At 62.4% G+C, this 23,747-nt stretch carries 22 protein-coding genes; 13 read left to right on the top strand and 9 right to left on the bottom strand.

Annotated features, from left to right (window positions below; translation table 11 throughout):
- The first annotated feature begins 1 nt into the window (after position 1).
- Together R4P70_RS05420 and R4P70_RS05415 are read left to right on the top strand one after the other, a co-directional pair.
- Positions 2–820, top strand: a complete 819-nt coding sequence (locus tag R4P70_RS05420; protein ID WP_003939758.1) for an ABC transporter permease — start codon at positions 2–4, stop codon at positions 818–820.
- Entirely contained in the window at positions 817–1,812 is a 996-nt protein-coding gene (locus R4P70_RS05415) for a glycine betaine ABC transporter substrate-binding protein (RefSeq protein ID WP_019745161.1), read from the top strand. Before R4P70_RS05420 ends, R4P70_RS05415 begins: the two co-directional genes overlap by 4 nt.
- A 27-nt stretch (positions 1,813–1,839) precedes the next feature.
- On the opposite strand, the gene R4P70_RS05410 is transcribed toward R4P70_RS05415, so the two are convergent.
- The 5 genes from R4P70_RS05410 to R4P70_RS05390 form a co-directional block, all read right to left on the bottom strand.
- Positions 1,840–2,616 carry a trans-aconitate 2-methyltransferase gene (locus R4P70_RS05410; protein WP_020908998.1) on the bottom strand — a complete coding sequence of 259 codons (777 nt, stop codon included), beginning with the start codon at positions 2,614–2,616 and terminating at the stop codon, positions 1,840–1,842.
- A gap of 44 nt (positions 2,617–2,660) precedes the next feature.
- A complete protein-coding gene (locus R4P70_RS05405) occupies positions 2,661–3,707 on the bottom strand; it encodes a phosphatidylinositol-specific phospholipase C domain-containing protein (protein WP_317830504.1) in 1,047 nt (348 codons plus the stop codon).
- 67 nt (positions 3,708–3,774) lie between these two features.
- Positions 3,775–5,469, bottom strand: coding sequence for a class I adenylate-forming enzyme family protein (locus R4P70_RS05400; RefSeq protein ID WP_317830503.1), 1,695 nt, complete (start codon positions 5,467–5,469; stop codon positions 3,775–3,777).
- Between the two features lie 42 nt (positions 5,470–5,511).
- Complete coding sequence (locus tag R4P70_RS05395; RefSeq protein ID WP_019745165.1) at positions 5,512–6,393, bottom strand: acyl-CoA thioesterase; 882 nt, start codon at positions 6,391–6,393, stop codon at positions 5,512–5,514.
- A gap of 10 nt (positions 6,394–6,403) precedes the next feature.
- Entirely contained in the window at positions 6,404–7,882 is a 1,479-nt protein-coding gene (locus R4P70_RS05390; protein WP_317830502.1) for an MFS transporter, read from the bottom strand.
- 196 nt (positions 7,883–8,078) lie between these two features.
- Here R4P70_RS05390 and R4P70_RS05385 point away from each other — a divergent pair, with 196 nt between their 5' ends.
- The 11 genes from R4P70_RS05385 (at position 8,079) to R4P70_RS05335 (ending at position 19,945) form a co-directional block, all read left to right on the top strand.
- Positions 8,079–9,245 carry a thiolase family protein gene (locus R4P70_RS05385; RefSeq protein WP_084324865.1) on the top strand — a complete coding sequence of 389 codons (1,167 nt, stop codon included), beginning with the start codon at positions 8,079–8,081 and terminating at the stop codon, positions 9,243–9,245.
- A 37-nt stretch (positions 9,246–9,282) separates the two neighbouring features.
- Positions 9,283–10,815 carry an acyl-CoA synthetase gene (locus R4P70_RS05380; protein WP_020970683.1) on the top strand — a complete coding sequence of 511 codons (1,533 nt, stop codon included), beginning with the start codon at positions 9,283–9,285 and terminating at the stop codon, positions 10,813–10,815.
- Positions 10,816–10,979: 164 nt separating this feature from the next.
- A complete protein-coding gene (locus tag R4P70_RS05375) occupies positions 10,980–11,432 on the top strand; it encodes a MaoC family dehydratase N-terminal domain-containing protein (protein WP_019745170.1) in 453 nt (150 codons plus the stop codon).
- Positions 11,433–11,469: 37 nt separating this feature from the next.
- Positions 11,470–12,273 carry an SDR family NAD(P)-dependent oxidoreductase gene (locus tag R4P70_RS05370; RefSeq protein WP_019745171.1) on the top strand — a complete coding sequence of 268 codons (804 nt, stop codon included), beginning with the start codon at positions 11,470–11,472 and terminating at the stop codon, positions 12,271–12,273.
- 30 nt (positions 12,274–12,303) lie between these two features.
- Positions 12,304–13,431 carry a CaiB/BaiF CoA transferase family protein gene (locus R4P70_RS05365; RefSeq protein WP_019745172.1) on the top strand — a complete coding sequence of 376 codons (1,128 nt, stop codon included), beginning with the start codon at positions 12,304–12,306 and terminating at the stop codon, positions 13,429–13,431.
- 19 nt (positions 13,432–13,450) lie between these two features.
- Positions 13,451–14,254: an SDR family NAD(P)-dependent oxidoreductase gene (locus R4P70_RS05360; RefSeq protein WP_020909006.1), complete on the top strand. Its 804-nt coding sequence runs from the start codon at positions 13,451–13,453 to the stop codon at positions 14,252–14,254.
- A gap of 30 nt (positions 14,255–14,284) precedes the next feature.
- A complete protein-coding gene (locus tag R4P70_RS05355; protein WP_317830501.1) occupies positions 14,285–15,472 on the top strand; it encodes a lipid-transfer protein in 1,188 nt (395 codons plus the stop codon).
- Between the two features lies 1 nt (position 15,473).
- A complete protein-coding gene (locus tag R4P70_RS05350; RefSeq protein ID WP_020909008.1) occupies positions 15,474–15,854 on the top strand; it encodes a MaoC/PaaZ C-terminal domain-containing protein in 381 nt (126 codons plus the stop codon).
- A gap of 24 nt (positions 15,855–15,878) precedes the next feature.
- A complete protein-coding gene (locus R4P70_RS05345; RefSeq protein WP_020909009.1) occupies positions 15,879–17,036 on the top strand; it encodes an acyl-CoA dehydrogenase family protein in 1,158 nt (385 codons plus the stop codon).
- A 49-nt stretch (positions 17,037–17,085) separates the two neighbouring features.
- Positions 17,086–18,252 (top strand): thiolase family protein, encoded by a 1,167-nt coding sequence (locus R4P70_RS05340; RefSeq protein ID WP_317830500.1) that lies wholly within the window; start codon positions 17,086–17,088, stop codon positions 18,250–18,252.
- Position 18,253: 1 nt separating this feature from the next.
- The gene (locus R4P70_RS05335; RefSeq protein ID WP_020970690.1) at positions 18,254–19,945 is read left to right on the top strand and encodes a class I adenylate-forming enzyme family protein; all 1,692 of its coding nucleotides are present in this window, start codon (positions 18,254–18,256) and stop codon (positions 19,943–19,945) included.
- An 83-nt stretch (positions 19,946–20,028) separates the two neighbouring features.
- On the opposite strand, the gene R4P70_RS05330 is transcribed toward R4P70_RS05335, so the two are convergent.
- From R4P70_RS05330 to R4P70_RS05315, 4 genes are read right to left on the bottom strand one after another with little or no spacing between them, the layout of a single operon-like run.
- Positions 20,029–20,676, bottom strand: coding sequence for a GntR family transcriptional regulator (locus R4P70_RS05330; protein WP_269576927.1), 648 nt, complete (start codon positions 20,674–20,676; stop codon positions 20,029–20,031).
- A gap of 28 nt (positions 20,677–20,704) precedes the next feature.
- Positions 20,705–21,472, bottom strand: coding sequence for an enoyl-CoA hydratase/isomerase family protein (locus R4P70_RS05325; RefSeq protein ID WP_269576926.1), 768 nt, complete (start codon positions 21,470–21,472; stop codon positions 20,705–20,707).
- On the bottom strand, positions 21,469–22,539 hold the full coding sequence (locus tag R4P70_RS05320) for an acyl-CoA dehydrogenase (protein WP_020909014.1): 1,071 nt from the start codon (positions 22,537–22,539) through the stop codon (positions 21,469–21,471). The genes R4P70_RS05325 and R4P70_RS05320 overlap by 4 nt, the downstream gene beginning before the upstream one ends.
- Complete coding sequence (locus R4P70_RS05315) at positions 22,536–23,663, bottom strand: acyl-CoA dehydrogenase family protein (protein WP_269576925.1); 1,128 nt, start codon at positions 23,661–23,663, stop codon at positions 22,536–22,538. Before R4P70_RS05315 ends, R4P70_RS05320 begins: the two co-directional genes overlap by 4 nt.
- Between the last annotated feature and the right edge of the window lie 84 nt (positions 23,664–23,747).

The raw sequence follows: 23,747 nt of genomic DNA, 5'->3' as shown, positions 1-23,747 counted from the left end.
CATGACTGCCACGACAGAGGAGCGCGTCTCCGCGCCTGAGATGGAACCGGACGCCCCCGATCTGGGCGCGGCCGAGAACGCCGCCACACGCCGTGCGGAACGGATGCGACTGTATGTGCAACCGGTCATCGTCCTGATCCTGGTTGCGGGCGTGTTGATCTGGGCATTCAGCCGAGATCTCAACGCGACGCAGAAGGCGAGCATCAATCTCGACAACATCGTCACACTGACCTGGCAGCACGTACTGATCACGGCCGCCGTGGTCATCATCGTCGTCGCCATCGCGGTTCCACTCGGAACCCTGCTGACCAGGCCGAAATTCACCCGATTGGCACCGTTCTTCGTGGGAATAGCCAACATCGGAGCCGCAGCGCCGGCCATCGGCCTGCTCGTGCTGTTCTATCTCGCAACAAGAACGACGGGCTTCTGGATCGGCGTGTTTCCCATCGCGTTCTATTCGCTGCTCCCGGTGCTGCGCAACACCATCCTCGGCTACCAGCAAGTGGACAAGACCTTGATCGATGCCGGGCGCGGGCAGGGAATGTCTTCGCTCACGGTCCTGCGTCAACTCGAATTCCCGATGGCCGTCCCGTACATCCTTGCAGGACTGCGCACTTCGCTCGTTCTGGCAGTCGGCACCGCGACGCTGTGCTTCCTGGTCAGTGCCGGCGGACTCGGCATTCTGATCGACACCGGATACAAGCTCCGCGACAACGTCACCCTCGTGGTCGGTGCCGTACTGGCGGTGTCGTTGGCCTTGCTGATCGACTGGCTCGGCGCGCTCGCCGAAACTTATCTCGGGCCCAAGGGATTACGATGACCAAGACTTCGATCACCAGAACGTGGGGCTGGAAAGTCGCGGTTGCCACGATCGGCCTCACACTTGTCGCTTCGTGTGGCCTCGAGTCCGGTGGCGCACTGCCCCTGGCTGTCGGCCCCGGCAGCATCGAGCCGGTTCCTGAGCTCGAGGGTGTGAAGATGACCGTCGGCTCCAAGGACTTCACCGAGCAGATCGTGCTCGGATACGTCATCGAATTCGCGATGGCCGCTGCGGGCGCAGATGTTCGAGATCTCACGAACATCCAGGGCTCGAACAGCACCCGTGACGCACAGTTGAACGGGCAGATCGACCTTGCGTACGAGTACACCGGGACCGGCTGGATCAACTACCTCGGCAACGAGACTCCGCTTCCCGATTCGCAGGCGCAGTTCGAGGCCGTCCGTGATGCGGACCTTGCTGCGAACGACATGGTGTGGACCGATCCGGCGCCGATGAACAATACGTATGCATTGGCGATGAGCAAGGAGACCGCTGAGAAGACCGGCGTCAAGACGGTTTCCGACTACGCGAAGTTGGTCGAATCCGATCCCGGCGCCGCGGTGACGTGCGTCGAGACCGAGTTCAACGTCCGCCAGGACGGATACCCCGGCCTGGCAGCGAAATACGGTTTCGACGCCTCGCGTGCCCAGCGCCAGATCCTGCAGACCGGCATCATCTACCAGGCGACAGCCGACAGCGATCAGTGCAAGTTCGGCGAGGTGTTCACCACCGACGGTCGCATCATCGCACTCGATCTCGTTCTGCTCGAAGACGATCTGCAGTTCTTCCCGAAATACAATCCGGCGTTGGTCATGAAAAAGGACTTCGCGGAAGCACATCCGGAGGTTGCCGAAGTCATGGCGCCGATCTCGGAGAAACTGACCAACGAGGTGATGACCGAGCTCAACCGGCAGGTCGACGTCGACGGCAAGGAGCCGGCGGACGTGGCTCGCGACTGGCTGGTCTCGGAAGGTTTTGTCACCGCTGAGTGATCGGCGGACCGCAGCACAGCCGAGTAGTTACCGCTTGCGTCCCACGCAGAACACCCGCCGGAACGGAAACAGCGTTCCGGCGGCTGTTGCGGGATACGCCTCCCGCAGCAGATCCGAATACTGGCGCTCGAACTCCGGAGCGTCGGCCTCGCCGAGAACGTCCAGCACCGGCCGAAGTCCAGTCCCTCGAACCCATCCGAGCACCGGATCAGCACCGGCCAGCACGTGTACGTACGTCGTCTCCCAGGCGTCGACGTCGAATCCGTGCTCCTGCAGACGCTGCGCGTACGCAACCGGACTGTCGACGCCTTCCGGGCCGCGTAGGACGCCGCCCAGTCGCTCGCTCCATTCCGCGGACTCCGCGAGGCTTCGCATGAGCGCATGTGACGGTGCATCGAAGTTTCCCGGAACCTGCCACGCCAGCCACGACCCGGATGCCAGGGTGTCCGCCCACTGGTCGATCAGCTCACGGTGGCTCGGAACCCACTGCAATGCAGCGTTACTGACGACCACGTCGTAACCCGTGGCATCGAAGGACATGATGTCCCCCAACTCGACGGTGACGTTTCCCGGTAGGTCTGTCGGGGCCTGCGCCACCATTTCGGGAGACGAGTCGAAACCGGATACCGAGGCGTCCGGCCATCGTTCCCCCAGCATCGCGGTCAAGCTACCTGATCCGCAACCGAGGTCGGCTACCCGCGTCGGGTCTTCGGTCGCCACCCGTGACACCAGGTCCACGAACGGGCGTGACCGCTCACCCGAATAGCGGCCGTAGACTTCGGGATTCCACGTGACAGTGCGCATGAACCCATCCTGCACCCTGTTCCTGAGAATTGCCGCCCTCTAGATCACCGACGCGGCACCACGGTGGACAGTACGTTCGGCAACCTCGACCAGTCCGCGGTGATGTAACTTGCGTGATCACCCGCCAACCGGTCGAGACGCTCGCTCGCCTCGGCTTCGGTGGCATGCGCACCGTCGATCTGTGGAGCGACCTTGTGCGCGTCGGTCATGACGAGCAGGTAGCCACGATGGTGGTACCACTGCGGATCCACAACGCCCGAGGTGTAATCGAGGGCGTCGCCGTCGAAGATCACGAACCACGGGCGGATGCCCGGGTCGGCGTAACGGTCGATTCGTGGGTCTCCCGGTGACGCCCGGTGAACAGCGGGAAAGGCGGCGCCGAGTTGGACGAGTCCGGCAGCGGACAGATCTCGCAAGTGCGTCGCGTACTGCCGGTCGGTCCACTCCGTGTCGAGCGGGTTTCCCTCCTCGATCGTTCCCGGAATCAGCTCGAACAGAAATTTGCCGCTCATCTCGGACATGGTCGGCCATCCACGGTCGGTGACGGCGGCATCCGGGGTCGAGTAGGACTCACCCATCAGATCGGATGGAGTGAAGACCGCGTCGCCCAGAGTCCCGAGGATCAAGGCGTCGAGATCGGCAGGTCCGCGTCCGTAGCCGGTGGTGAAACCGTCCTTGAGTTCCAACTTGATCATCACCGGAGGATGCTCGGGGTCGGCTTCGTGCCACGCCCGCATATCTGCCAGGCATCCGCGCAGTCCCTGATCTCGCTGACCACTTCGCAACCCGGATGCGTCCTGCGCACCGACGCAGTTGCTGTCACTCGCCACCGGATTCATGTGCGAGACACGCCAGTCCGGACCACCGCCGTTGGTCCACAGATCCAATTCGAGCAGCGAGGCCCCGGAGTCCAAAGCGTCGGCGAAGTACGGAAACGTCGCCTTCTCGTAGGAATTGTGGACGCCGACGGACGTGGTCTCGGAGAACGAGCGAGCTCGGTCCGCAGTCGCCTCGGCACCGGCCGTGGGAGCCGAGACGACCGAGACGACCGCCGCGAATGCACTCACACCGGCTACCAGAATTCCACGCATGTTCGACACTCTCGCAGAAATCACGCCGTCGCAGGACAGAATCGGAAGAGGCAACTGGACGAACGTCCTAGGCTGTGTCGACGGTAAGACTGTTCCGCAATATGTTCTTCTGTATTTTTCCCGTTGCGGTGACAGGCAGGCGGTCGACGAACCTGATCGAACGAACCTTCTGATACGGAGCCACCTTCGCGGCCACGTAGTCCGTCAATTCCCGTTCCAGCAATTGCAGGTCCGACGCAGATTCGGACGCGAAGTCGCGGTTCAATTGAACGAAGGCCGTCACACGCTCGCCGACCACCGGCACCGTTTCGCCGACGACGGCTGCCTGCGCAACGGCAGCATGCGAACAGAGAATCTCTTCGAGCGGCTGCGGATACACGTTGTAGCCCTTGTAGATGATCATGTCCTTCGATCGCCCGACCAGAAACAGGTGCCCCGCATCGTCCAGCCGCCCCATGTCGCCGGTAGCGAGCCAACCACCGCGGAACTGAACCGCGGTCAGCTCCGGCTGGTTCTGGTATCCGTCGGTGATCTGGGGCCCGCGGGCCCAGACCTCACCGACCTCGCCGGGCCCGAGGACTGCCGAATTCTCGTCTCGGATCTCGAGTTCGGTGTCGAAGATTGCGACACCGACACTGTCCGGCGGCGTCGCGACATCACTGTTCAAAGGCGCACCGGTCAGGCCCATCGTCGCTTCGCTCAGGCCGTATCCCTCCGTGACCCAGGCGTTGCCGAAGATCGTTTGAAGGCTCCGCAGCGATGTCGTGTCGAACGGGGCTGCGCCGGAGTTGATCGCACGCACGGAGGACAAGTCGTGCGCTCCGATCCTGCTGCTCGCCAACAACGCGTAGTACATCGCTGGCGAACCGGTGATGTGCGTGACGCCGAGGCGCTCGATGTCTGCCAACATCCGGTCCGGATCGAAGCGGCCGGTGAAGACAACGGTCGAACCGAGCAGCGTGCTGACGTTCTGTCCGACCAAGCCCAGACCGTGGAAGAGGGGCGCCACTGCGATGTTGACGCCTTCGCCAGGCACCAGCGCGTGAGGACCGCGATCGACGGTCGACTGCATGCGAAGCCCACCGAATTCGTCGAGTTCGGTGAGAAGTCCCGATCGCCAGGACGCCATCTGGATGACATTCGAAACCAGGTTACGGTTAAGTACGCGAACAGCTTTGGAGCGTCCGGTCGTACCACCGGTCAGCTGCAGATGGGCGACGAGCTCCGGATCGACGCGGTACGACACCAACGGCTGCGCTTGCAGTAGATCGCCGAATGCACGAACGCCCTCTGGCAGAACCGTTTCGGTCGCCGGCGCCGAGGGTGTCGCGGATACGCACACCACTGCGTCGACGCACTGCGCGTCCGCTGCCAGAACGATGCCGACGGTTTCGGGGTGCGAGATGACCACCCGGGCCTTCACATCGTCCAACTGATCGCGGAGACCGGCGGGCGGGAGAGTCGGATTGACCGGCGCCACAGCAGCACCCGCACACAACGCACCGTAGTACGCCACGACGTACCACAGGTTGTTCACCATATGGAGCGCCACGACGTGCCCCGGTTGCACTCCGAGTGCACGCAATCCCCCGGCCGCTCGTTGTGCACGATCATGCAACTCGGCGAAGGTGAGTGCAAGGTCGCCGTCTTGCAACGCGATTCGATCAGGGTAGGCGCGCGCAGCTCCCGCGAGAACTGCGTCGATTCCCGTCGTCGGATAGTCGAGGCACCGAGGCATATCGGTCGGCCAGGCGAGCGTCATGAGTAGAACCTCCAGCTGTTCGGAATGGATGGAATGAATCTTCTAGTCGAGTCGGCGAACCAGCGACTCTTGGACAACAGTGGCTACCAAATCTCCTTCCCTACTCCAGAAGTGCCCACTCGACAGTCCGCGGCCGTCGCAGGACGATGGGCTGCTCTGCGAGAAGAGCATCCAGTCGTCAGCGCGGAAGGGTCGATGGAACCACACAGCGTGATCGAGGGAAGTCACGATCGCCCTGGATTGACCCTTGAGCATCGAACGATGCGGTTGGATGTCCAGTGACGCTGTCGACGCCAATGTCATGTCGGAGCCGTACGTGAGGGCGCAGACGTGAAGCAACGGATTGTCGGGCAAGGCTCGAGCGGGTTTGAGCCACACCGTCTGCTCTGAAAGTCCCGGTACTGCACGGTGGTCCGATACCCGATCCTGCGGAACGAAGCGCAGGGACATCACTCGCACTGTTGTCGCGGCCTGGTACTCCTCAGGCCGCTCTTGCGCCCAGTGCTCGTACGGATCCGGAAGTTCCTCGGGTGGCGGCACTTCGGGCATCGCGAACTGCCGATCCGCGCCGCCTTCGGGCAGTTTGAAGGAGGCCGACAACGTGAAGATCGGTTCGCCATCTTGTCTCGCAGTGACTCGACGGGAGCGATACGACCGCCCGTCTCGGAGTCGTTCCACCTCGTAGACGATCGGTTTGGTGGGATCGCCCGCGCTGAGGAAATAACCGTGCAGCGAATGCGCAAGATTTTCCGGTGGAACGGTACAGCCAGCGGCGGTCAGAGCCTGAGCCGCCACCTGCCCGCCGAACGCCCTCATCGGATGCCCGGCATGGCAGTAGCCGCGAAAATCGTTGCTGCTCAACTCTTCCAAAGTGAGTAGGCTCTCGAAGTCAGGCGAAACATGATGATCGAGTACGAAGGTCATCGAGATCGGCCTATCGGGCAGCAACAACGGGAGCGTTGGGGCGCACCAAGTTCTTGTCACGGGCAGGGTCGATGATGACGACGCCGACAACGGCCACGACGAGTGCAACCCCACCGAGGATCTGGAAGGCGGTCGCGTAGCCGTCACCACCGTCGCCGGCCGCATCGACGATGCGTCCCATCATGTACGGCGCGATGAAACCACCGAACGCCATGAGCGACAGGAACACCCCGAGTACCCCGGAAATTTGCTTCGGCGGGCACAATTCGCTCACACAGGCATTGAGAAGCGGCAGCACCGGAGTGCATATCGCATAGCCCAAGGACACCATGAACACAGCCATGACAGGCGTATTGACGAACGGCAGGAAGACCAACATCGTGCCGCCGATCAGCATGCCGACCGCAGGAAAGACCACCCGAGCAGCCCGCATGCTGACGCCTTTGGTGATGAGCCTGTCACTGAGCCACGTGCTGCTCAACATGATCACAAGGCCGATGAGGCTGGGGATGGAGAACATGGAACCGGCCTGAAGCCGTGAATAGCCAAGGCCCAGTTCGAAATACGACGGCAACCAGGTGAGGACCACTGCTGCGAGTGCATAGGCGGCTGCAATGAGCAGAACTCCGCCGATGAAGGTGCGGGTACGGAAGATGTGCAGCCAGGGCACAGCCGGCTCAGCGTCAGTCGCGGGCGCCGTTGTCGTTGCCGGATCCGGGTCTTCAGGGCCCGATTCTTCAGGGCCCGAGTCGACGCTATCGGCCTTACCCGAGTTGCCACTGCGGCCGTACGGACCTTCCTTCCACATTGCCAGCCACAGCACAGCCCACAACAGACCCGCGATCGCCAATGCGACCAGCGCAGAACGCCAACCCCAGGTGACGGCCACGTACGCGAGGATGGGTGCGATCGCAATCTTCGCGATCGACGCCGAGCAGGTCAGGACGGCTCCCGGCAGTCCGCGTCGCGCCGGCGCATGCCAGGAGTACGCGGCGGAGAACAGCAGGGGCGAGTTGGGTCCTTCGGCGAAGCCGAGAATCATCCGACTCACCAGCAGGGTCACGAAGCTGGCCGAGAGAATGAGCGGCAACATCGCCACGGACCACAGGACGACCAGCAGGACGAGCGCCCAGCGCAGTCCGAGCCACTTGTCGAGAGCGCCCGAGAACAAGCCACCGAGCGAGAGCATCAGAAAAAAGGCACTACCGGTCAGACCGATATCCGAAGCGGAGAGTCCCAACTCCTTGGCCAAGGGCTGAGCGATGATGCCGAGAACTGCTTTGTCGGCGAAGTTGATGACATACATGGCGACCAGCACGCTGGTCATCCCCCAGGCCACTGTCCTGGATTCGCCTGCTTCTCCGAGCTTGGCCCGAGGCCGGTTCACCTGCTGTTCGAGTACCACTAAATCTCCTTGAACTGGTAAGGGAAGATTCGCCACGACTTCGCCGTTGGCGCCCGACATGCCCGATTCGGTGATGGGCGTCACATTGCCTGCTAGGCAGGATTCAATCACTAAAACAGCTTCCTAGCAAGCAGTTCAATGAATAATGTGAATTTGCCATAACTAGATGCAGGGTCAATGATCGAAATGGATCGCCATCCAAACAAAAGTTATTGGCAATTCACTTATCTGTCCAACCGCAAAGACGCCGACCTCGAAGTCGGCAACGAAGGAGCACGCCATGAACGACGCCGTCATCGTCGACGCAGTTCGCACACCGATCGGAAAGCGGAACGGAGGGCTGTCCGGGGTTCACCCCGTCGACCTGTCCGCACATGTCCTTCGCGCCCTCACCGAACGCAACGACCTGGATCCGAGCACAGTCGACGACGTCTTGTGGGGTTGCGTCAGCCAGGTTGGTGAACAAGCCGGCGGCGTCGGCCGATACGCCGTACTCGCCGCGGGTTGGCCCGAATCGGTCACCGGTGTGACCGTGGACCGGGCTTGCGGATCCTCGCAGCAGTCCTTGCATTTCGCCGCGGCCGGAATCATCAGTGGCCACTACGACATCGCCGTCGCCGGAGGCGTCGAGAGCATGAGCCGCGTCCCAATCGGCTCGGCACGCAGCGCCACCCAATTCGGCAAGCCGTTCGGCCCGCTGGTCCGCAAGCGATACAACGGAGTGGAATTCAACCAGGGTGTGGGCGCAGAAATGATCGCCGAGAACTTCGGGCTGACCCGAACGCAGCTGGATCAGCACGCTCTCGATTCCCACGAGCGAGCTGGCGCGGCAATCGACTCGGGCGCATTCGAGAGTCAGATCAGCCCGGTGAAGACCACGGCCGAAGACGGCACCGTGTCCATGGTCGACACCGACGAGGGGGTCCGGCGCGGATCGACTCTCGAGCGATTGGCTGCGCTCCCTACCCCGTTCAAGGACGACGGACGTATCACCGCTGCCAACTCGTCACAGATCTCCGACGGCGCCGCTGCGCTTCTGGTCACCAGCAGCGAATTGGCGGCTCGCAGAGGGTGGAAGCCCATCGCCCGGGTCCACACCGTGGCATTGGCAGGCGTCGACCCGATCACCATGGCTACCGGTCCCATTCCGGCCACCGCCAAGGTCCTCGAGCGTTCGGGGCTGTCACTGTCCGACATCGGGGCATTCGAGATCAACGAGGCTTTCGCTTCGGTCACTCTGGCTTGGCTGCAGGCGACCGGCGCCGACTATGCCAAGCTCAACCCTCTCGGCGGCGCGATGGCACTCGGTCATCCTCTCGGCGGTTCGGGCGCACGTCTGACGACCACCCTCGTACACCACATGCGCGACAACGGCATTCGGTACGGATTGCAGTCGATGTGCGAGGCTGGCGGTCAGGCCAATGCCATGATCCTGGAACTGATCTGAATCAGGCCACGCGCCCCGGACTCCTTGGAGGAAGCACATGCAACTGACTCAATTCGTTCACCGATCCATGCGAGCAGCCCCGGAAACCCCGATGACAGTGTTCGGAGATCGAGTCCGAAGCTGCCGACAATCGGTCGAACGAATCACGAAGCTGGCGGGCGGGTTGCAGGCAATGGGCCTGCAACCCGGCGATCGCGTCGCGATTCTGGCATTGAATTCGGACTGGTACCACGAGGCGCTCGTCGCCTGTTGGTGGTCGGGAGCGGTGGCGAGTCCCGTCAACACCCGTTGGAGCCCAGCGGAAATCACTTACGCACTCGAGGATTCCGGCTCGACCTTCCTGCTGGTCGACGACAACTTCGCTCCCGCCGCGAGCGCCCTCCGCGAATCGTGCCCAAGTCTGGCGACTGTGATCTACTGCGGCGAAGGACAGGCCCCCGAGGGAATGCTCGACTACGAACGGGTGATCTCGGAATCGGTACCTGTCGCCGATCTACGCGTCGGCGGCGACACCCTGGCACTCCTGCTGTACACAGGTGGTACGACGGGCGTACCGAAAGGTGTGATGGTCAGCCATCGATCGCTGATCACCTCTGCCTTGGGCACACTCGCCGCAGGAAATGTCGCTGTCAGTGGTGGAGTGAACCTAGCGGTCAACCCTCTGTTCCACATCGCTGGGATCGTCGGGTGGCTGGCCCAGTCGCTGATGGGTGGCACTCAGGTCTTCCTGTCGAGATTCAGTCCGGGCATATTCCTCGAAGCAGTTGACCGCCATCGGCCGACAACCGTCGGCCTGGTCCCGACGATGCTTCAGATGTTGATCTCGCACGAGGACACGGCTTCCTACGATCTGACCAGTGTTCGAGTCCTGAGGTACGGCGCCTCCCCCATTTCTCCGACGCTTCTGGGGCAAGTCATGCAGATGTTCCCCAACAGCGCCTTCGCGCAGGGCTACGGGATGACGGAGACCGCCCACATCAGTGTTCTCAGCCCCGCTGATCATCTGGAAGGCGGCGAGTTGCTCCGTAGCGCCGGTCGCATTCTCCCGCACTGCGAGGTCCGGATCGTCGATCCGGCAGGCACGGAACTGCCTCCGGGTGAGGTAGGCGAAATCGTCACGTTCGGCAGCCACATCATGCTCGGATACTGGAACAAACCGATCGAGACCGCCGAGGTACTACGCGACGGCTGGATGCACACGGGCGATGCGGGATACCTCGACGAGCGCGGTTACCTGTTCATCGTCGATCGCATCAAGGACATGATCGTCACCGGAGGCGAGAACGTCTACTCCACCGAGGTCGAAAACGCCTTGGCTCGACATGAATCCGTGGCAGCGTGCTCTGTCATCGGCCTACCCGATTCCCAGTGGGGCGAACGCGTACATGCCGTGGTCGTCCTTCGAGCGGATTCGAACGTCGACGTCGACGCATTGCGCGCGCATGTGAAGACACTCATCGCCGGGTACAAGGTTCCTCGCTCCTTCCAGTTCGTCGATGCGTTGCCGGTCAACGGTGCCGGCAAGGTACTCAAACGCGATCTGCGTGCCCTGGCCGCCACGTCGGACTAGTCTGTCCTCTCCACCAGGCTCGGGAATCATCCATCACTCGGATTAGGTTCTCAGACTCCTTGACAACTGCACATATCTGGGCCAAAGTGAATATGCGCTAACCGCGATTCGAAACTCATTCATCAGATGGCGGACACTTTCGCCCAGATTCCGAGGAGTTTGTCATGACCAGCCTCGACGCCGGGGTCATCGGCACCCGAATTCCCGAGCACTCGGTGGAGGTCGAGCGCGGGCGACTCGCCTTCTTTGCCCGCGCCACCGGACAGGACGACCCGATCTACACCGACCGGAGCGCCGCCGAACAGGCCGGACACCGCGACATCCCTGTCCCACCGACGTTCTTGTTCTGCCTCGACATGGAGCGACCGAATCCCTCCACCTTCTACGCGGATCTCGGAATCGACATCCGGACGATCCTGCACGGCGAGCAGGAGTTCACCTACCTGAAGACCGCGTATGCAGGTGACACTCTCCATTTCTCCACTTCGGTCACGGATTGCTACGCGAAAAAGGCTGGTGCACTGCAGTTTCTGGTCCGCACCACCGAGGTGACACGCGAGGGGCAACCGATTGCGACCCTCCGCTCCACCACGGTCATCCGTGATCCTCGAGCTTGACGACACTCATTCCACCTAGACTGCAAGGACATCGAACATGGGCACTCTCGACGGCAAGGTCGCCATCGTCTCCGGTTCCGGCCGCGGAATCGGTCGCGACATCGCACTCCGCCTCGCTTCCGAAGGCGCATCCGTAGTGGTCAACGACCTCGATCCCGAACCGGCCCACGAAACGGTCGAAGACATCAAGGCTGCAGGCGGACACGCAATTGCCTGCGTCGGATCCGTGACGGACGCCGATTTCGCCGAGCGTTTCGTCGGCACCGCAATCGATGCGTTCGACGGACTCGACATCATCGTCAACAACGCGGGATTTACCTGGGACACCGTCATCCAGAAGATGACCGACGAGCAGTGGGACACCATTCTCGACGTCCATCTCAAGGCACCTTTCCGTATTCTTCGGGCCGCCCAGCCGTACATCAAGGCCAACCCCACCGACTACCACCGCAAGGTCGTCAACGTCTCCTCGGTGGCCGGCCTCTACGGAAACCCCGGACAGTCCAACTACGCAGCCGCGAAGGCCGGAATCGTCGGACTGACAAAGACTCTCGCCAAGGAATGGGGACGCTACAAGGTCAACGTCAATGCGGTTGCCTACGGGTTCATCCTCACCCGCATGACCGAAGCAGTTGCCGGCGACGATTCGTTTGTCGAGATCGGCGGCCGCAAGATCAAGGCCGGTGTCAGCGCGGCCGTCATGGAACGAGTCAAGACGTCCAACCCACTCGGTCGCCCGGGTACTCCCGCAGAGGCTGCCGGCGCCGTGTACGTGCTCTGCACGCAGGACACCGACTACGTCAGTGGGCAGTGCCTGACCGTCGATGCCGGCTCGCGTTAGTCTCCCTACCAGCGAAAGATGTCTATTTCCATGACGATTGACGCCAGTCCCAGCGGTCCGCTCGCCGGCCTTCGTGTCGTCGAACTCGGCGGTATCGGGCCAGGCCCGTTCTGCGGCATGCTACTTGCCGATCAAGGCGCTGACGTGATTCGGATCGACCGAAGCACCGAGGCCGGAAAGCAGTCCGGACATCCTGTGCTGCATCGCAACCGGCGTTCGGTTGCTCTTGATCTCAAGGATCCTCACGACGTCGACACCGTCTTGAAGATCATCGACACCGCCGACGCGGTAATCGAGGGCTTCCGGCCGGGAGTCACCGAGCGTTTGGGGCTCGGCCCGGACACCTGCCTCGCCAGGAACCCGAAGCTCGTGTACGGCCGGATGACCGGGTGGGGCCAGAATGGGCCGTTGGCACAGGAACCGGGCCACGATCTCAACTACATTGCCCTGACCGGCGCACTCGGGGCCATGGGAGCCCCCGGGGAGGTCCCTCCGGTTCCGCTGAATCTGGTCGGAGACATGGGCGGTGGCGGAATGCTGCTGGCACTCGGCATCACAACCGCAATGTTGCGCGCACGAATCGACGGCCGCGGACAAGTGGTCGACGCGGCGATGACCGACGGCACCGCCGTGCAGCTGGCATTGATCCACGGACTACTCGCGCGAGATCGCTGGGTGGACGAGCGCGCATCCAACATGTTCGACGGCGGCGCTCCCTTCTACCGGAACTATCGTTGCGCCGACGGTGGATTCATGGCGGTGGGTTGCGTGGAGCCACAGTTCTATGCCGCAACCATGAGAGTGCTCGGACTGACCGAAGATCCACTGTTCGCACAGCAGCACAACAGAGAAGCATGGACGGCAATGGCGGACCGGCTTGCCGATCTCTTCGCGACCCGTACCCGCGACGAATGGGACGCTGCATTCGACATGCAGGGCGCCTGCGTCTCCCCGGTATTGAACTTCGACGAAGCAGCGGTACACCCGCACAATGCCTTCCGAGCGACATTCGGAAAACTCGGCGACGGTCACATCCAACCGAATCCCGCTCCGCGTTACTCCGATACACCGGCCGACGACCCGCGTCCCGCACCCGTCATCGGCCGACACACCGACGAAGTGCTCGCCGAAATCGGCGTAGTCACTGCCGCAAGCTGAAAACGAAAAGGATCGCATCATGGGAACACTCGACGGCAAAGTTGCCATCGTCTCTGGCTCGGGACGCGGGATCGGCCGTGAAATCGCTCTCAAGCTCGCTTCCGAAGGCGCCTCGGTAGTGGTCAACGACCTCGATCCCGAACCTGCCGCTCAGACCGAGCGCGATATCAAAGCCACAGGTGGACAGGCTGTCTCGTGCGTCGGCTCCGTTGCCGAGGAGGGGTTCGCCGAACGCTTCGTGAACACCGCCGTCGAATCATTCGGCGGACTCGACGTCATCGTCAACAACGCGGGATACACCTGGGACAGCGTGATCCAGAAAATGACCGACGAGCAATGGGACACCATCCTCGACGTCAACCTCAAGGCGCCGTTCCGGATCCTGCGTGCCGCCCAGCCGTACATCAAGGCCAATCCCACCGACTACCACCGCAAGGTCGTCAACATCTCCTCCACTTCGGGTGTCTTCGGCAATGCAGGACAATCCAATTACGGCAGCGCGAAAGCCGGCATCGTCGGTCTCACCAAAACGCTGGCCAAGGAGTGGGGCCGCTACAAGGTCAATGTCAACGCGGTTGCATTCGGCTTCGTCGTCACCCGAATGACCGAGGTGACAGCCGATTCCGACACCAAGATCACGATCGACGGTCGCGACATTCGTGTCGGAGTCAATCCCGACCGCATGGCAGCCATGGCAACCACCATCCCCTTCGGTCGAGGTGCGACTCCGGTGGAAGCCGCGGGTGCCGTATACCTGCTCTGCACACCGGAATCCGACTACGTCAACAGCCAGTGCCTGGTTGTCGACGGCGGACGAGTCTGACACCGCTCCCCTCGATCATTCGGAGAAACGATGAGCCGTAAAGCATTTGTAGCCGGGGTCGGCATGATCCCTTTCACCAAGCCAGGTAAGAGCGACGACTACGACGTCATGGGAGCAGGCGCGGCCACCGCGGCACTCGAGGACGCAGGCCTCGAGTACTCGAAGGTTCAGCAGGCCTACGTCGGGTATGTGTACGGCGATTCCACCAGTGGCCAGCGCGCGCTGTACAACCTCGGTGAGACCGGCATCCCGGTGATCAACGTCAACAACAACTGCGCCACCGGTTCGACTGCGCTCTGGCTGGCCCGCCAGGCAGTCGAGAGCGGCGCGGTGGAATGTGCTCTGGCGCTCGGCTTCGAACAGATGCAACCCGGCGCCCTCAAGGGTGCCTGGACGGACCGCCCACGCCCCCTCGGTCGCTTCGACGAGGTACTAGAGGCCGCCGCCGGGATCGACGCATCAGTTCCGCGGGCTGCGCAGTACTTCGGTGTGGCGGGTATGGAATACATGGAGAAGTTCGGTATGAAGGCCGAAACGTTCGCCAAGATTCAGGTGAAGGCACGCAAGCACTCGGCCGACAACCCGTACGCGGTGTTCCGCACACAACTCACCGAAGGAGAAGTGCTGGCAGCGCCGACGCTCTTCGGACCCGTCACGCGGTATCAGGCCTGCCCACCCACGTGTGGCGCCGCGGCAGCGATCATCTGCACCGAAGAGTTCGCCCGCGCCAACGGACTTCGTACAGACGTCGCGATCAAGGCGCAGTCGATGACTTCCGATCTACCCAGCACCTTCGACGAAGGAAGCATGATCAAGGCCGTCGGCTACGACGTCACCGCCTCGGCCGCTCGTAACGTTTACGAGGCCTCGGGCGTCGACCCCCGCGATATCAAGGTCGTCGAACTTCACGACTGCTTCACGGTGAACGAGGTGCTCTGCTACGAAGCTCTCGGACTCGTGGAAGAGGGCGGCGCCGAGCAGTTCATCCTCAGCGGCGACAACACCTACGGCGGACGAGTGGTGGTCAACCCGTCCGGCGGCCTTCTGTCCAAGGGCCACCCACTCGGCGCCACCGGCCTCGCCCAATGCGCAGAGTTGGTATGGCAGCTTCGTGGCGACGCCGGTCCACGTCAGGTGGACGGTGCAACCCTCGCGCTGCAGCACAACCTCGGCCTCGGCGGGGCCGGAGTCGTCACCCTCTACGAAAAGGTGAGCTGAGTTGAATACCGGAGACATCCTGGACCTGACGGTCCCGAAGATCACACGCACCACACTTGCTCTGTACGCCGGCGCTTCGGGAGACCACAATCCCGTCCACATCGACATGGATGCCTGTGCAGCAGTTGGTATCCCCGACGTCTTCGCCCACGGCATGTTGTCCATGGCGTACCTCGGACGACTACTCACCGATCACTACGAGCAGGAGCGCATCCGTTCCTTCTCGGTCAGGTTCTCAGCGATCACCCCGGTGAACTCGACGCCACGGTGCACCGGGACGGTCGTCAAGGTCGAAGACGGCCTCGGTCACCTCGACCTCACCATGACGCTGCCCGACGGCACCGTGACACTGCGCGGTTCCGCAGTCGTCGCGGTCAACTAACCCTCCACGAGAAAGCAGGACGAGATGAAGCGCAACCTCTTCACCCAGGAGCACGAGGATTTCCGCGAGACGATCCGCACGTTCATCGCGAAGGAAGTCACTCCGTTCTACGCAGACTGGGAACGCGACAACCGCGTCCCACGCGAGTTGTTCCACAAACTCGGCGATCTCGGTGTCATGGGTTTCGACATCCCCGAGGAATACGGCGGAACCGGCACGATCAGCTACAAGTTCCAGGCCGTGATGGACGAGGAAACCTCGCGCGCTGCAGTCAGCTTCGGCCACTACACGGTCAGTACCGGAATCGTCCTGCCGTACCTCCTGCGTCTGGCGAACGAAGAGCAGAAGCAGCGTTGGCTCCCCTCGATCGCCACGGGTGAGAAGACGCTGTGCATCGCCATGACCGAGCCCGGTACCGGATCCGATCTGGCCGGCATCCGCACCACTGCCAAGCTCTCCGACGACGGCACTCACTACATCCTCAACGGAGCGAAGACCTTCATCACCGGTGCGGTGAATTCCGAACTGTGCGTGGTGGTTGCACGCACGTCCGCGCCCGCAGAGGACGATCGCCGCTTCGGACTGAGCCTGATGGTGGTTCCCACCGACGCACCCGGCTTCGAATACGGTCGCAAACTCGAGAAGCTCGGCCTGCGCGCCAGTGACACCAGCGAACTTTCGTTCACCGACGTCAAGGTTCCGGTTGCCGATCTCCTCGGCGAGCAGGACAAGGGCTTCTCGTACCTGGGGCAGAACCTGCCGCGAGAGCGCCTCTCGATCGGCAGTCGCGGTGTGGCATCTGCCCGGGCTGCAATCGAATTCGCGAAGGCCTACGTCCAGGAACGCCAAGTGTTCGGCAAGCCCGTCGCGGCGTTCCAGAACACCAAGTTCGTTCTCGCGGAGTGCTCTGCCGAGGTCGAGGCCGCGCAGGCACTCGCCGATCGAGGCATCGAACTCGACGACTCAGGCGAACTCACCGCCGCCGACGCAGCGCGCATCAAGCTGTTCGGTACCGAGGTCGCCGCGCGCGTCATCGACAAGTGCCTGCAATTGCACGGCGGATACGGCTACATGCTCGAGTACCCGATCGCACGTTTGTACGCAGACACTCGGGTGAGCCGTATCTACGGCGGTACAAGTGAAGTCATGAAGACGATCATCGCCAAGGACATGGGTCTGTAGAGACCGGATCCAGATCTTCCCAGTCACACGAACGATCGAAGGAGTTCCCATGCGTGACGCAGTCGTCGTCGACGCCGTCCGAACCGCAGTCGGTAAACGAAACGGTGCACTTTCCCGAATGCATGCAGTCTCGCTGTCTGCACATGTTCTCGAGGCCTTGGCCGATCGAGTCGATCTCGATCCGGCGCTCGTGGACGACGTGATCTGGGGTTGCGTCGGCACGCTCGGGATGCAGTCCGGGTGCATCGCCCGGTCTTCGGTCCTGGCGGCCGGTTGGCCCGAACATGTGCCAGGGGTAACCGTCGATCGCCAGTGCGGATCGTCCCAACAGGCAGTTCACCAGGCGGCCGCCGGCGTGATCTCCGGCCAGTACGATGTCGCAATCGCGGGCGGCGTCGAGATGATGAGCGCCGTACCGATGGGCTCCGCACGTGCCGACGCACGTTTCGGAGAGCCGCACGGGCCGCTTGTCTGGGAGCGCTACAACGGTATTCGTTTCAACCAGGGTATGGGCGCCCAGATGATTGCCGAAAAGTACGGCATCTCGCGGGCCGAACTGGATCAGCATGCGCTGGATTCGCACGAGCGCGCCGCCGCCGCGATCGACGAAGGTCGTTTCAAGGATCAGATCACTGCTGTGACGGTGACCGACGCCGACGGCCGCAGCAGTGTCTTCGAGAAGGACGAGGGGGTGCGTCGCGGTGGCACTCTCGAGAAGCTCGGATCGCTCAAACCTGCTTTCTCCGAAGACGGCTCGATCACTGCCGGCAATTCGTCGCAGATCTCCGACGGTTCCGCCGCGCTGCTCGTGACCACCAGCGAGTTCGCGAAATCTCGAGGTTGGGCACCCATCGCACGTATTCACACCGCGGTGGTCACCGGTACGGATCCTGTCACCATGCTCAAGGGTCCCATTCCGGCTACGGCGAAAGCTCTTGCGAAGTCCGGTCTCTCGATCGGTGACATCGGTGCGTTCGAGATCAACGAAGCTTTCGCCTCGGTGTCGCTGGCCTGGCTCCGTGAGACCGGCGCCGATTACGAACGCATGAACCCAAACGGTGGCGCGATGGCATTGGGTCATCCGATCGGTGGTTCCGGCGCACGTCTGATGACCACTCTCGTACATCACATGAGAGAGAACGGCATCCACTACGGATTGCAGTCCATGTGTGAAGGCGGCGGAATGGCCAATGCCACGATTCTCGAGCTGATCTGAGATGACGGCTACAGAAATTCAGAGCCCTGACATGAGTTCGAGTTGGCCGCTCGGACTGCCACGCAGCTTGGAATATCCCGAATGCGGTGCCGACGCGATTCTGGCCGGAGCGGCCCGCTCGTACCCCGAACGTCTCGCCCTCGTCGACGGCGACACGTCACTGACCTACTCGCAATTGCACGATCAAGCGCTGCGCGTAGCGCAGGGTCTGCGGGAGCGTGGTGTCCAGCCGGGTGACGCAGTGGGACTGCACATGCCGAACTCGATCTGGTTCATTGTCGCGTACTACGGCGCACTGTGCGCCGGAGCAGCAGTGGCTCCGATAAATCCGGCGCAGCCTGTGACCGAATTGAAGCGCCAGCTCGACGACGTCGACGCCAAGGTCGTATTCACCCATCCATCCTGTGCTGCAACGGCAATCGAGGCCAACACACCGCATCGCATCCTGGTACTGGTTCCGGGAGTCGGCGCGCAGTCAGGCCATTGCGAAGGTCTCACCTCCATCACGGACCTCGCCTCGTCGAAACCATTGGCCGACTACCGGGTGGATCCCAACCTTGTTGCTCACCTGCAATTGACCGGCGGCACAACCGGAAAGTCCAAGGCCGTACGGGTACTTCACCGGAATCTCGTGGCCAACGTGCTCCAATCCGCCTGTTGGCGCTCCGGGCATCGAACCGAACTCGTCGACGGGGCACTTCTCGTTCGGCCGATCGAGGGCGCAGTCACGCGTTACTCCATCGTTCCGGGTGAAGGCGCGTCGATTTCGATCGCGCCTCTGTTCCACGGCCTCGGTCTGGTCAGTCACAACTTCACCACCTTGCTCGGTGGCACGGTGATACTAGGGACGCGCTTCGATCCGGACCGATTTCTCGCCGACGTCGACAAGTATCAGGTGACGTACATCGGCGGATCTCCCACGATGTACTACGCGTTGCTACGCGCACGCACTCTGCGTGAGCACGGTCTGGGTTCGGTTCGGATTCTCGGATCCGGAGCAGCCCCACTCGACACGACGGCGATCCGTACACTGCGAGAGGTCTTCCCGAACGCGCTCGTCACCGAAGGCTACGGGCTCAGCGAAGCAACAATGGGTCTGACCATGGGTTCACCGTGCGACGAACGCCCCACTCCGTTGGGAAGCGTCGGGCTCCCCTTCCCCGACACCGAGATCGAGATCCGCGACGAAGTCACCGAAGCCGTCCTGGCTACGGGTGAGACCGGGCAGATCTGGGCCCGCGGGCCACAGATCACCGACGGATACCACAACGAACCCGAACTCAGCGCCGGTCAGTTCATCGGCGGTTGGCTTCATACCGGAGACATGGGTTGGCGTGACGAGCATGGCAATCTGTTCATCGGCGGCCGCTCCAAGGACTTGATCATCTACAAGGGGTACAACGTCTACCCGCAACCGCTCGAAGAGTTGGTGTGCACGCACCCCGACGTACTGCAGGCAGCCGTGGTCGGCGCGCCCGACCAACTGGCCGGGGAGATTCCGGTGGCCTTCGTCGTGGTCAACCCGGAGTCGGTCGATCGCATCGAGCAGATTGCGACCGAGATCATGGATCACGTTGCCACGCAGGTTGCTCCGTACCAGAAGATACGCGAGGTATACGTACTCGACGAGCTACCGTCGACGCAGACCGGGAAGATCCGTAAGAACGAACTTCGCGACACTCTGGCGCCCTGAGCGTTCGGCCCTCCCACGACCACAGGTGCGCGGTATCCGAGAACCGGACGGATACCGCGCACCTGTTTGCTCTTCGTCCTCGCTCAGCGAGGTCGACTGCGACCCAGCCTTCGTACGACCAGATCTTCTGTAGCAGATCGATGTTCGTCGCTCGCCCGGATCAGTTCGGCCGAATCTTGATCGCGAACGGACTGGAGAATCCGGCCGTGGTCCTCGGAAACCTTCCGACGCGACGACGGCTCGTGGATGTACAGGGCACGATAGAAGTCCGACATGTACCAGAGCCGATCCACTTCCTGCAGCACACGCTGCAGGGGCGAGTACGAGAACAGACGAAAGTGGAACTCACGGTTGGCTTCCTGAAACTCTGGACCCTGCTCGCTCGGTTCCGCCTGGTCGACCTGCTCCTGGATTCGTTCCAACTCGGCGACGTCGACGCCACCGAGATCGATCGACGCCAGGATCTCCGTTTCGAGCAGACGTCGCATCAGGTAGAGCTCGGAAAGATCTTCGCTGCTGAATCTGGCGACGGTGTACCCAGTGTTGGACTTGTGTTCGAGGACGCCCTCTGCCTGCAAGGTCGAAAGTGCCTCACGGACCGGAATTCGGCTGACGTTCAACCGCTCGGCGAGCTCGCTTTGGTGGACTTTCTGTCCAGGCAGCAGCTCACCCGAGACGATCATCTGCCGGATCTGTTGCAGGCAGCGTTGCGCACCGGTTGGTTCCTTCACGGTGGATACGATAGTGGTCGCGTCGACTTCACCTCGCGTTGAACTGCGGTTGCACTCGTGCGAGGTTGGCCTCGATGCCGGCGACGCAGTCCTCGGTCCCCCACAGAACAACCTGCTCCGCCAACTCGCGCTCGAGAACAGTGGCAACCTCGTCCCGTAGCCCCGCGCGCAACGTCGCCTTCATGGAGCGGACGGCCAACGGTGCACTCGAGGCAATTTCGTGGGCGTACGCCAGTGCCTCTTGCCGAATGTTCGCATCTTCGGCCAATCGGTCCACCAAACCGAGGTCGTGCGCCTGTACGCCCGTCAGCCGCCGCGCCGTGTACAGCAGATCCGCTGCAGACTGCATCGAGACGATTCGGGGCAAGGTGACGCTGAGGCCGAATCCCTGGTGGAACCCCAACGCAGCGAAGTTCGCGTGCAACCGTGTCGACGGCCCGGCGACGCGGAAGTCCGCGGCGCAGGCGAGGCCGAGACCACCGCCCACCGCGGATCCCTGCACTGCCGCAATCACGGGAACCGGAATCTCGAACAGCCGCAACGCCTCGGTGTAGATCGCGCGCACCGTGTCGGCGCGATCGGGCCCCAGTCCACCCTCACCGAAGTTCGCGCCGGCGCAGAAGTGTTTGCCCGCCGAGGCGAGAACAATCGCGCGAATGTCTCCACCGTTGACGAGACCGGCTGCCGCATCGGCGATCTGCTGCAGAATCTCCTGATCGAAGTAGTTGGCGGGCGGGCGTGAGAACTCGATGGTTCCGACGTGTCCGTCGATTTCCACGTGCACGGCATCGGTCATGACTTCAGCTCCAAGGTCGGTTGTGGGTCGGTGATCAAGCGCGGCAGGGAGGGCCTCGTCGCGACAGCACTTCCGAGTTGCGTTGCAAGCGCGATGTCGTCGCCGAACTCCGATCGCCAGGCATGCAGTCGTCGGGTGAGTTGTTGCAAGCGGTATTCGCGGGTCATGCCGATCGCACCGTGTGCCTGGTGGGCGGCGCGCACGCTCGCGAGCGCATTCTGCGAAACCACCAATTTGGTTGCACACACTTCGAAGTCGGCGTCGCGACGGGTGAGCGCGTGCGCCGTGCGATCCACGGCCAGTGTGGACATCGATGCCATCTGTGCGAGGGTGACGATGTGCTGCTGGACGGCTTGGAACTGCGCAATCGGCCTGCCGAACTGCACCCGCTCCGAAACGTAGCGACGGGTCAACGTCGACACCGACTCCATGGCTCCTGCCATCTGTACCGAGCGCAAGAAGGCACCGAGTCTACTGAGAATCCGGGCATCGACCGGGTTGTCACCGTCGACGGTGCGCGCTTCGGTGAACGTCAGACTCTGACGCGGTTGCCCTGCGAAATCCGTCCCGGACCCGATCTCGGCATCGGAGATGTCCAGAAGTACAACTCGATCACCGAGGACTGCCGCCAGCACTGATGCTGCGCTCCCCCATGGCACATCGTGAAAGGTTCCCGATACGTGGCCGTCGCCGATCCGACGCGCATCGTCGCGCTGCGATCCCGGGGCGACGGTTGCGATTCCGGAGGGCACCGGTAGCCCGGCCGCTGCTGCCAGCCTGCCCGCGAGGTAAGTCTCGGCGAGAGGCAACGGCGCAGCGTGCCTCGCAGCAGCGCGCTGCACAGTCACGGCGTCGAGGAGCGAGCCACCGGAACCACCAACAGATTCGGGAAGACCGACCAGCGGCAACCCCAGTTCCACTGCTGCGTTCCAAAGTTCGCTGGGAAGACCGTCGATCTCGGCCTGCGCCACCACTTCGGTGCCGGACTTCTCGGCGAAGAATTGCTCGACCATCGCTTCGAGGTCGGCGTCGAATGTGTACGCGTTGATCTCTGACCCCGAATTCATCGGTTCAACCCTTTCACGATCACGGTGCGGAGAATTTCGTTGGTGCCACCGCGAATCGACCACGACGGTGCCACCAGCACAGCCCGGGCGAGCAGTGACTCGTACGGGTCGTCGGATGCAAGGTCCGGAGCCCGGCCGAGGTGCCGTGCCACGGTGGCAACACAGTCCTGTTCGAAGCGTGTTGCCATTTCCTTGATCAGCGCGGCCTCCGTGACCGGCGAGCGACCCGCGTCGACCATTCGCGCAATGGACAGCGACATCCCACGAAAAGCCCAGCAGCGCGCGGCAATCGAGCCCAGATCGGCCAGGGCCGCGGGGCCGCCCTGCGCCGCCTGGTTGGCTGCCCAGTTCTCGAGGACCGGCATCAGCGACATCCAACGGTCGACGCCACCTCGCTCGAGTGCGAGTTCACCGGTGTTTTGTCCCCAGCCCGCTCCGACGTCGCCGAGGCGACGCGAGTCCGGCACGAAAACGTCCTGGAAAGACACCTCGCAGAAGTCCTCGCTTCCGTCGATGAACGGAATGGGTGAGACGGTCAGCCCCTCGCTGTCGCGATCGACGATCAGCTGAGTGAGTCCGTTGTGCTTGTCTGCCGAGGTTCGAAGCAGGGCGAGTATGTGTGTGGCGTGGAAGGCACCGGTGGTCCAGATCTTGGTTCCGTTGACTTTCCATCCGCCCTCGACACATTCGGCGCGAGTTCTTACCGATGCCAGGTCCGAACCCGAGTCGGGTTCACTCATTCCGATCGAGAACGAGAACTCACCGTTCGCGATACCTGGCAGGAAGTGCCGCTTCTGTTCTTCCGTGCCGTTGGCTGCGATGCTCGGACCTGACTGTCTGTCTCCGATCCAGTGATAACCGACGGGTGCCCCGCGCGCGAGAAGTTCTTCCACGACGACCAATCGATCCACTGCCGACCGCCCGCCCCCGCCGTATTCCTTCGGCAGAGACATTCCGAGCCAGCCACGGCTACCGAGATCTCGCGAGAACTCCGGATCCACTGCCCCGGACATCCCGAGTCCGAGCGGGTAGCTACCGGGGGTGAGCCGCTCGTCGAGGTACTCCCGCACTTCTGCCTGAAGTTCGAGTTCCTCGATCGTCAGTTCTGTTGCGTCGAAACGCATGGACGTCTCCGATCAGTTGAATTCATCGACTAGGTTCGCAAAAAACATATACAAAAATGTATACCATCTTGAATGTGACTGTCC

This window comes from Rhodococcus sp. IEGM 1241, from assembly GCF_033142365.1.
Lineage (GTDB): Bacteria > Actinomycetota > Actinomycetes > Mycobacteriales > Mycobacteriaceae > Rhodococcus_F > Rhodococcus_F erythropolis.
The sequence above is the reverse complement of the archived record's forward strand: the minus strand, read 5'-3'. Positions and strand labels throughout refer to the sequence as shown.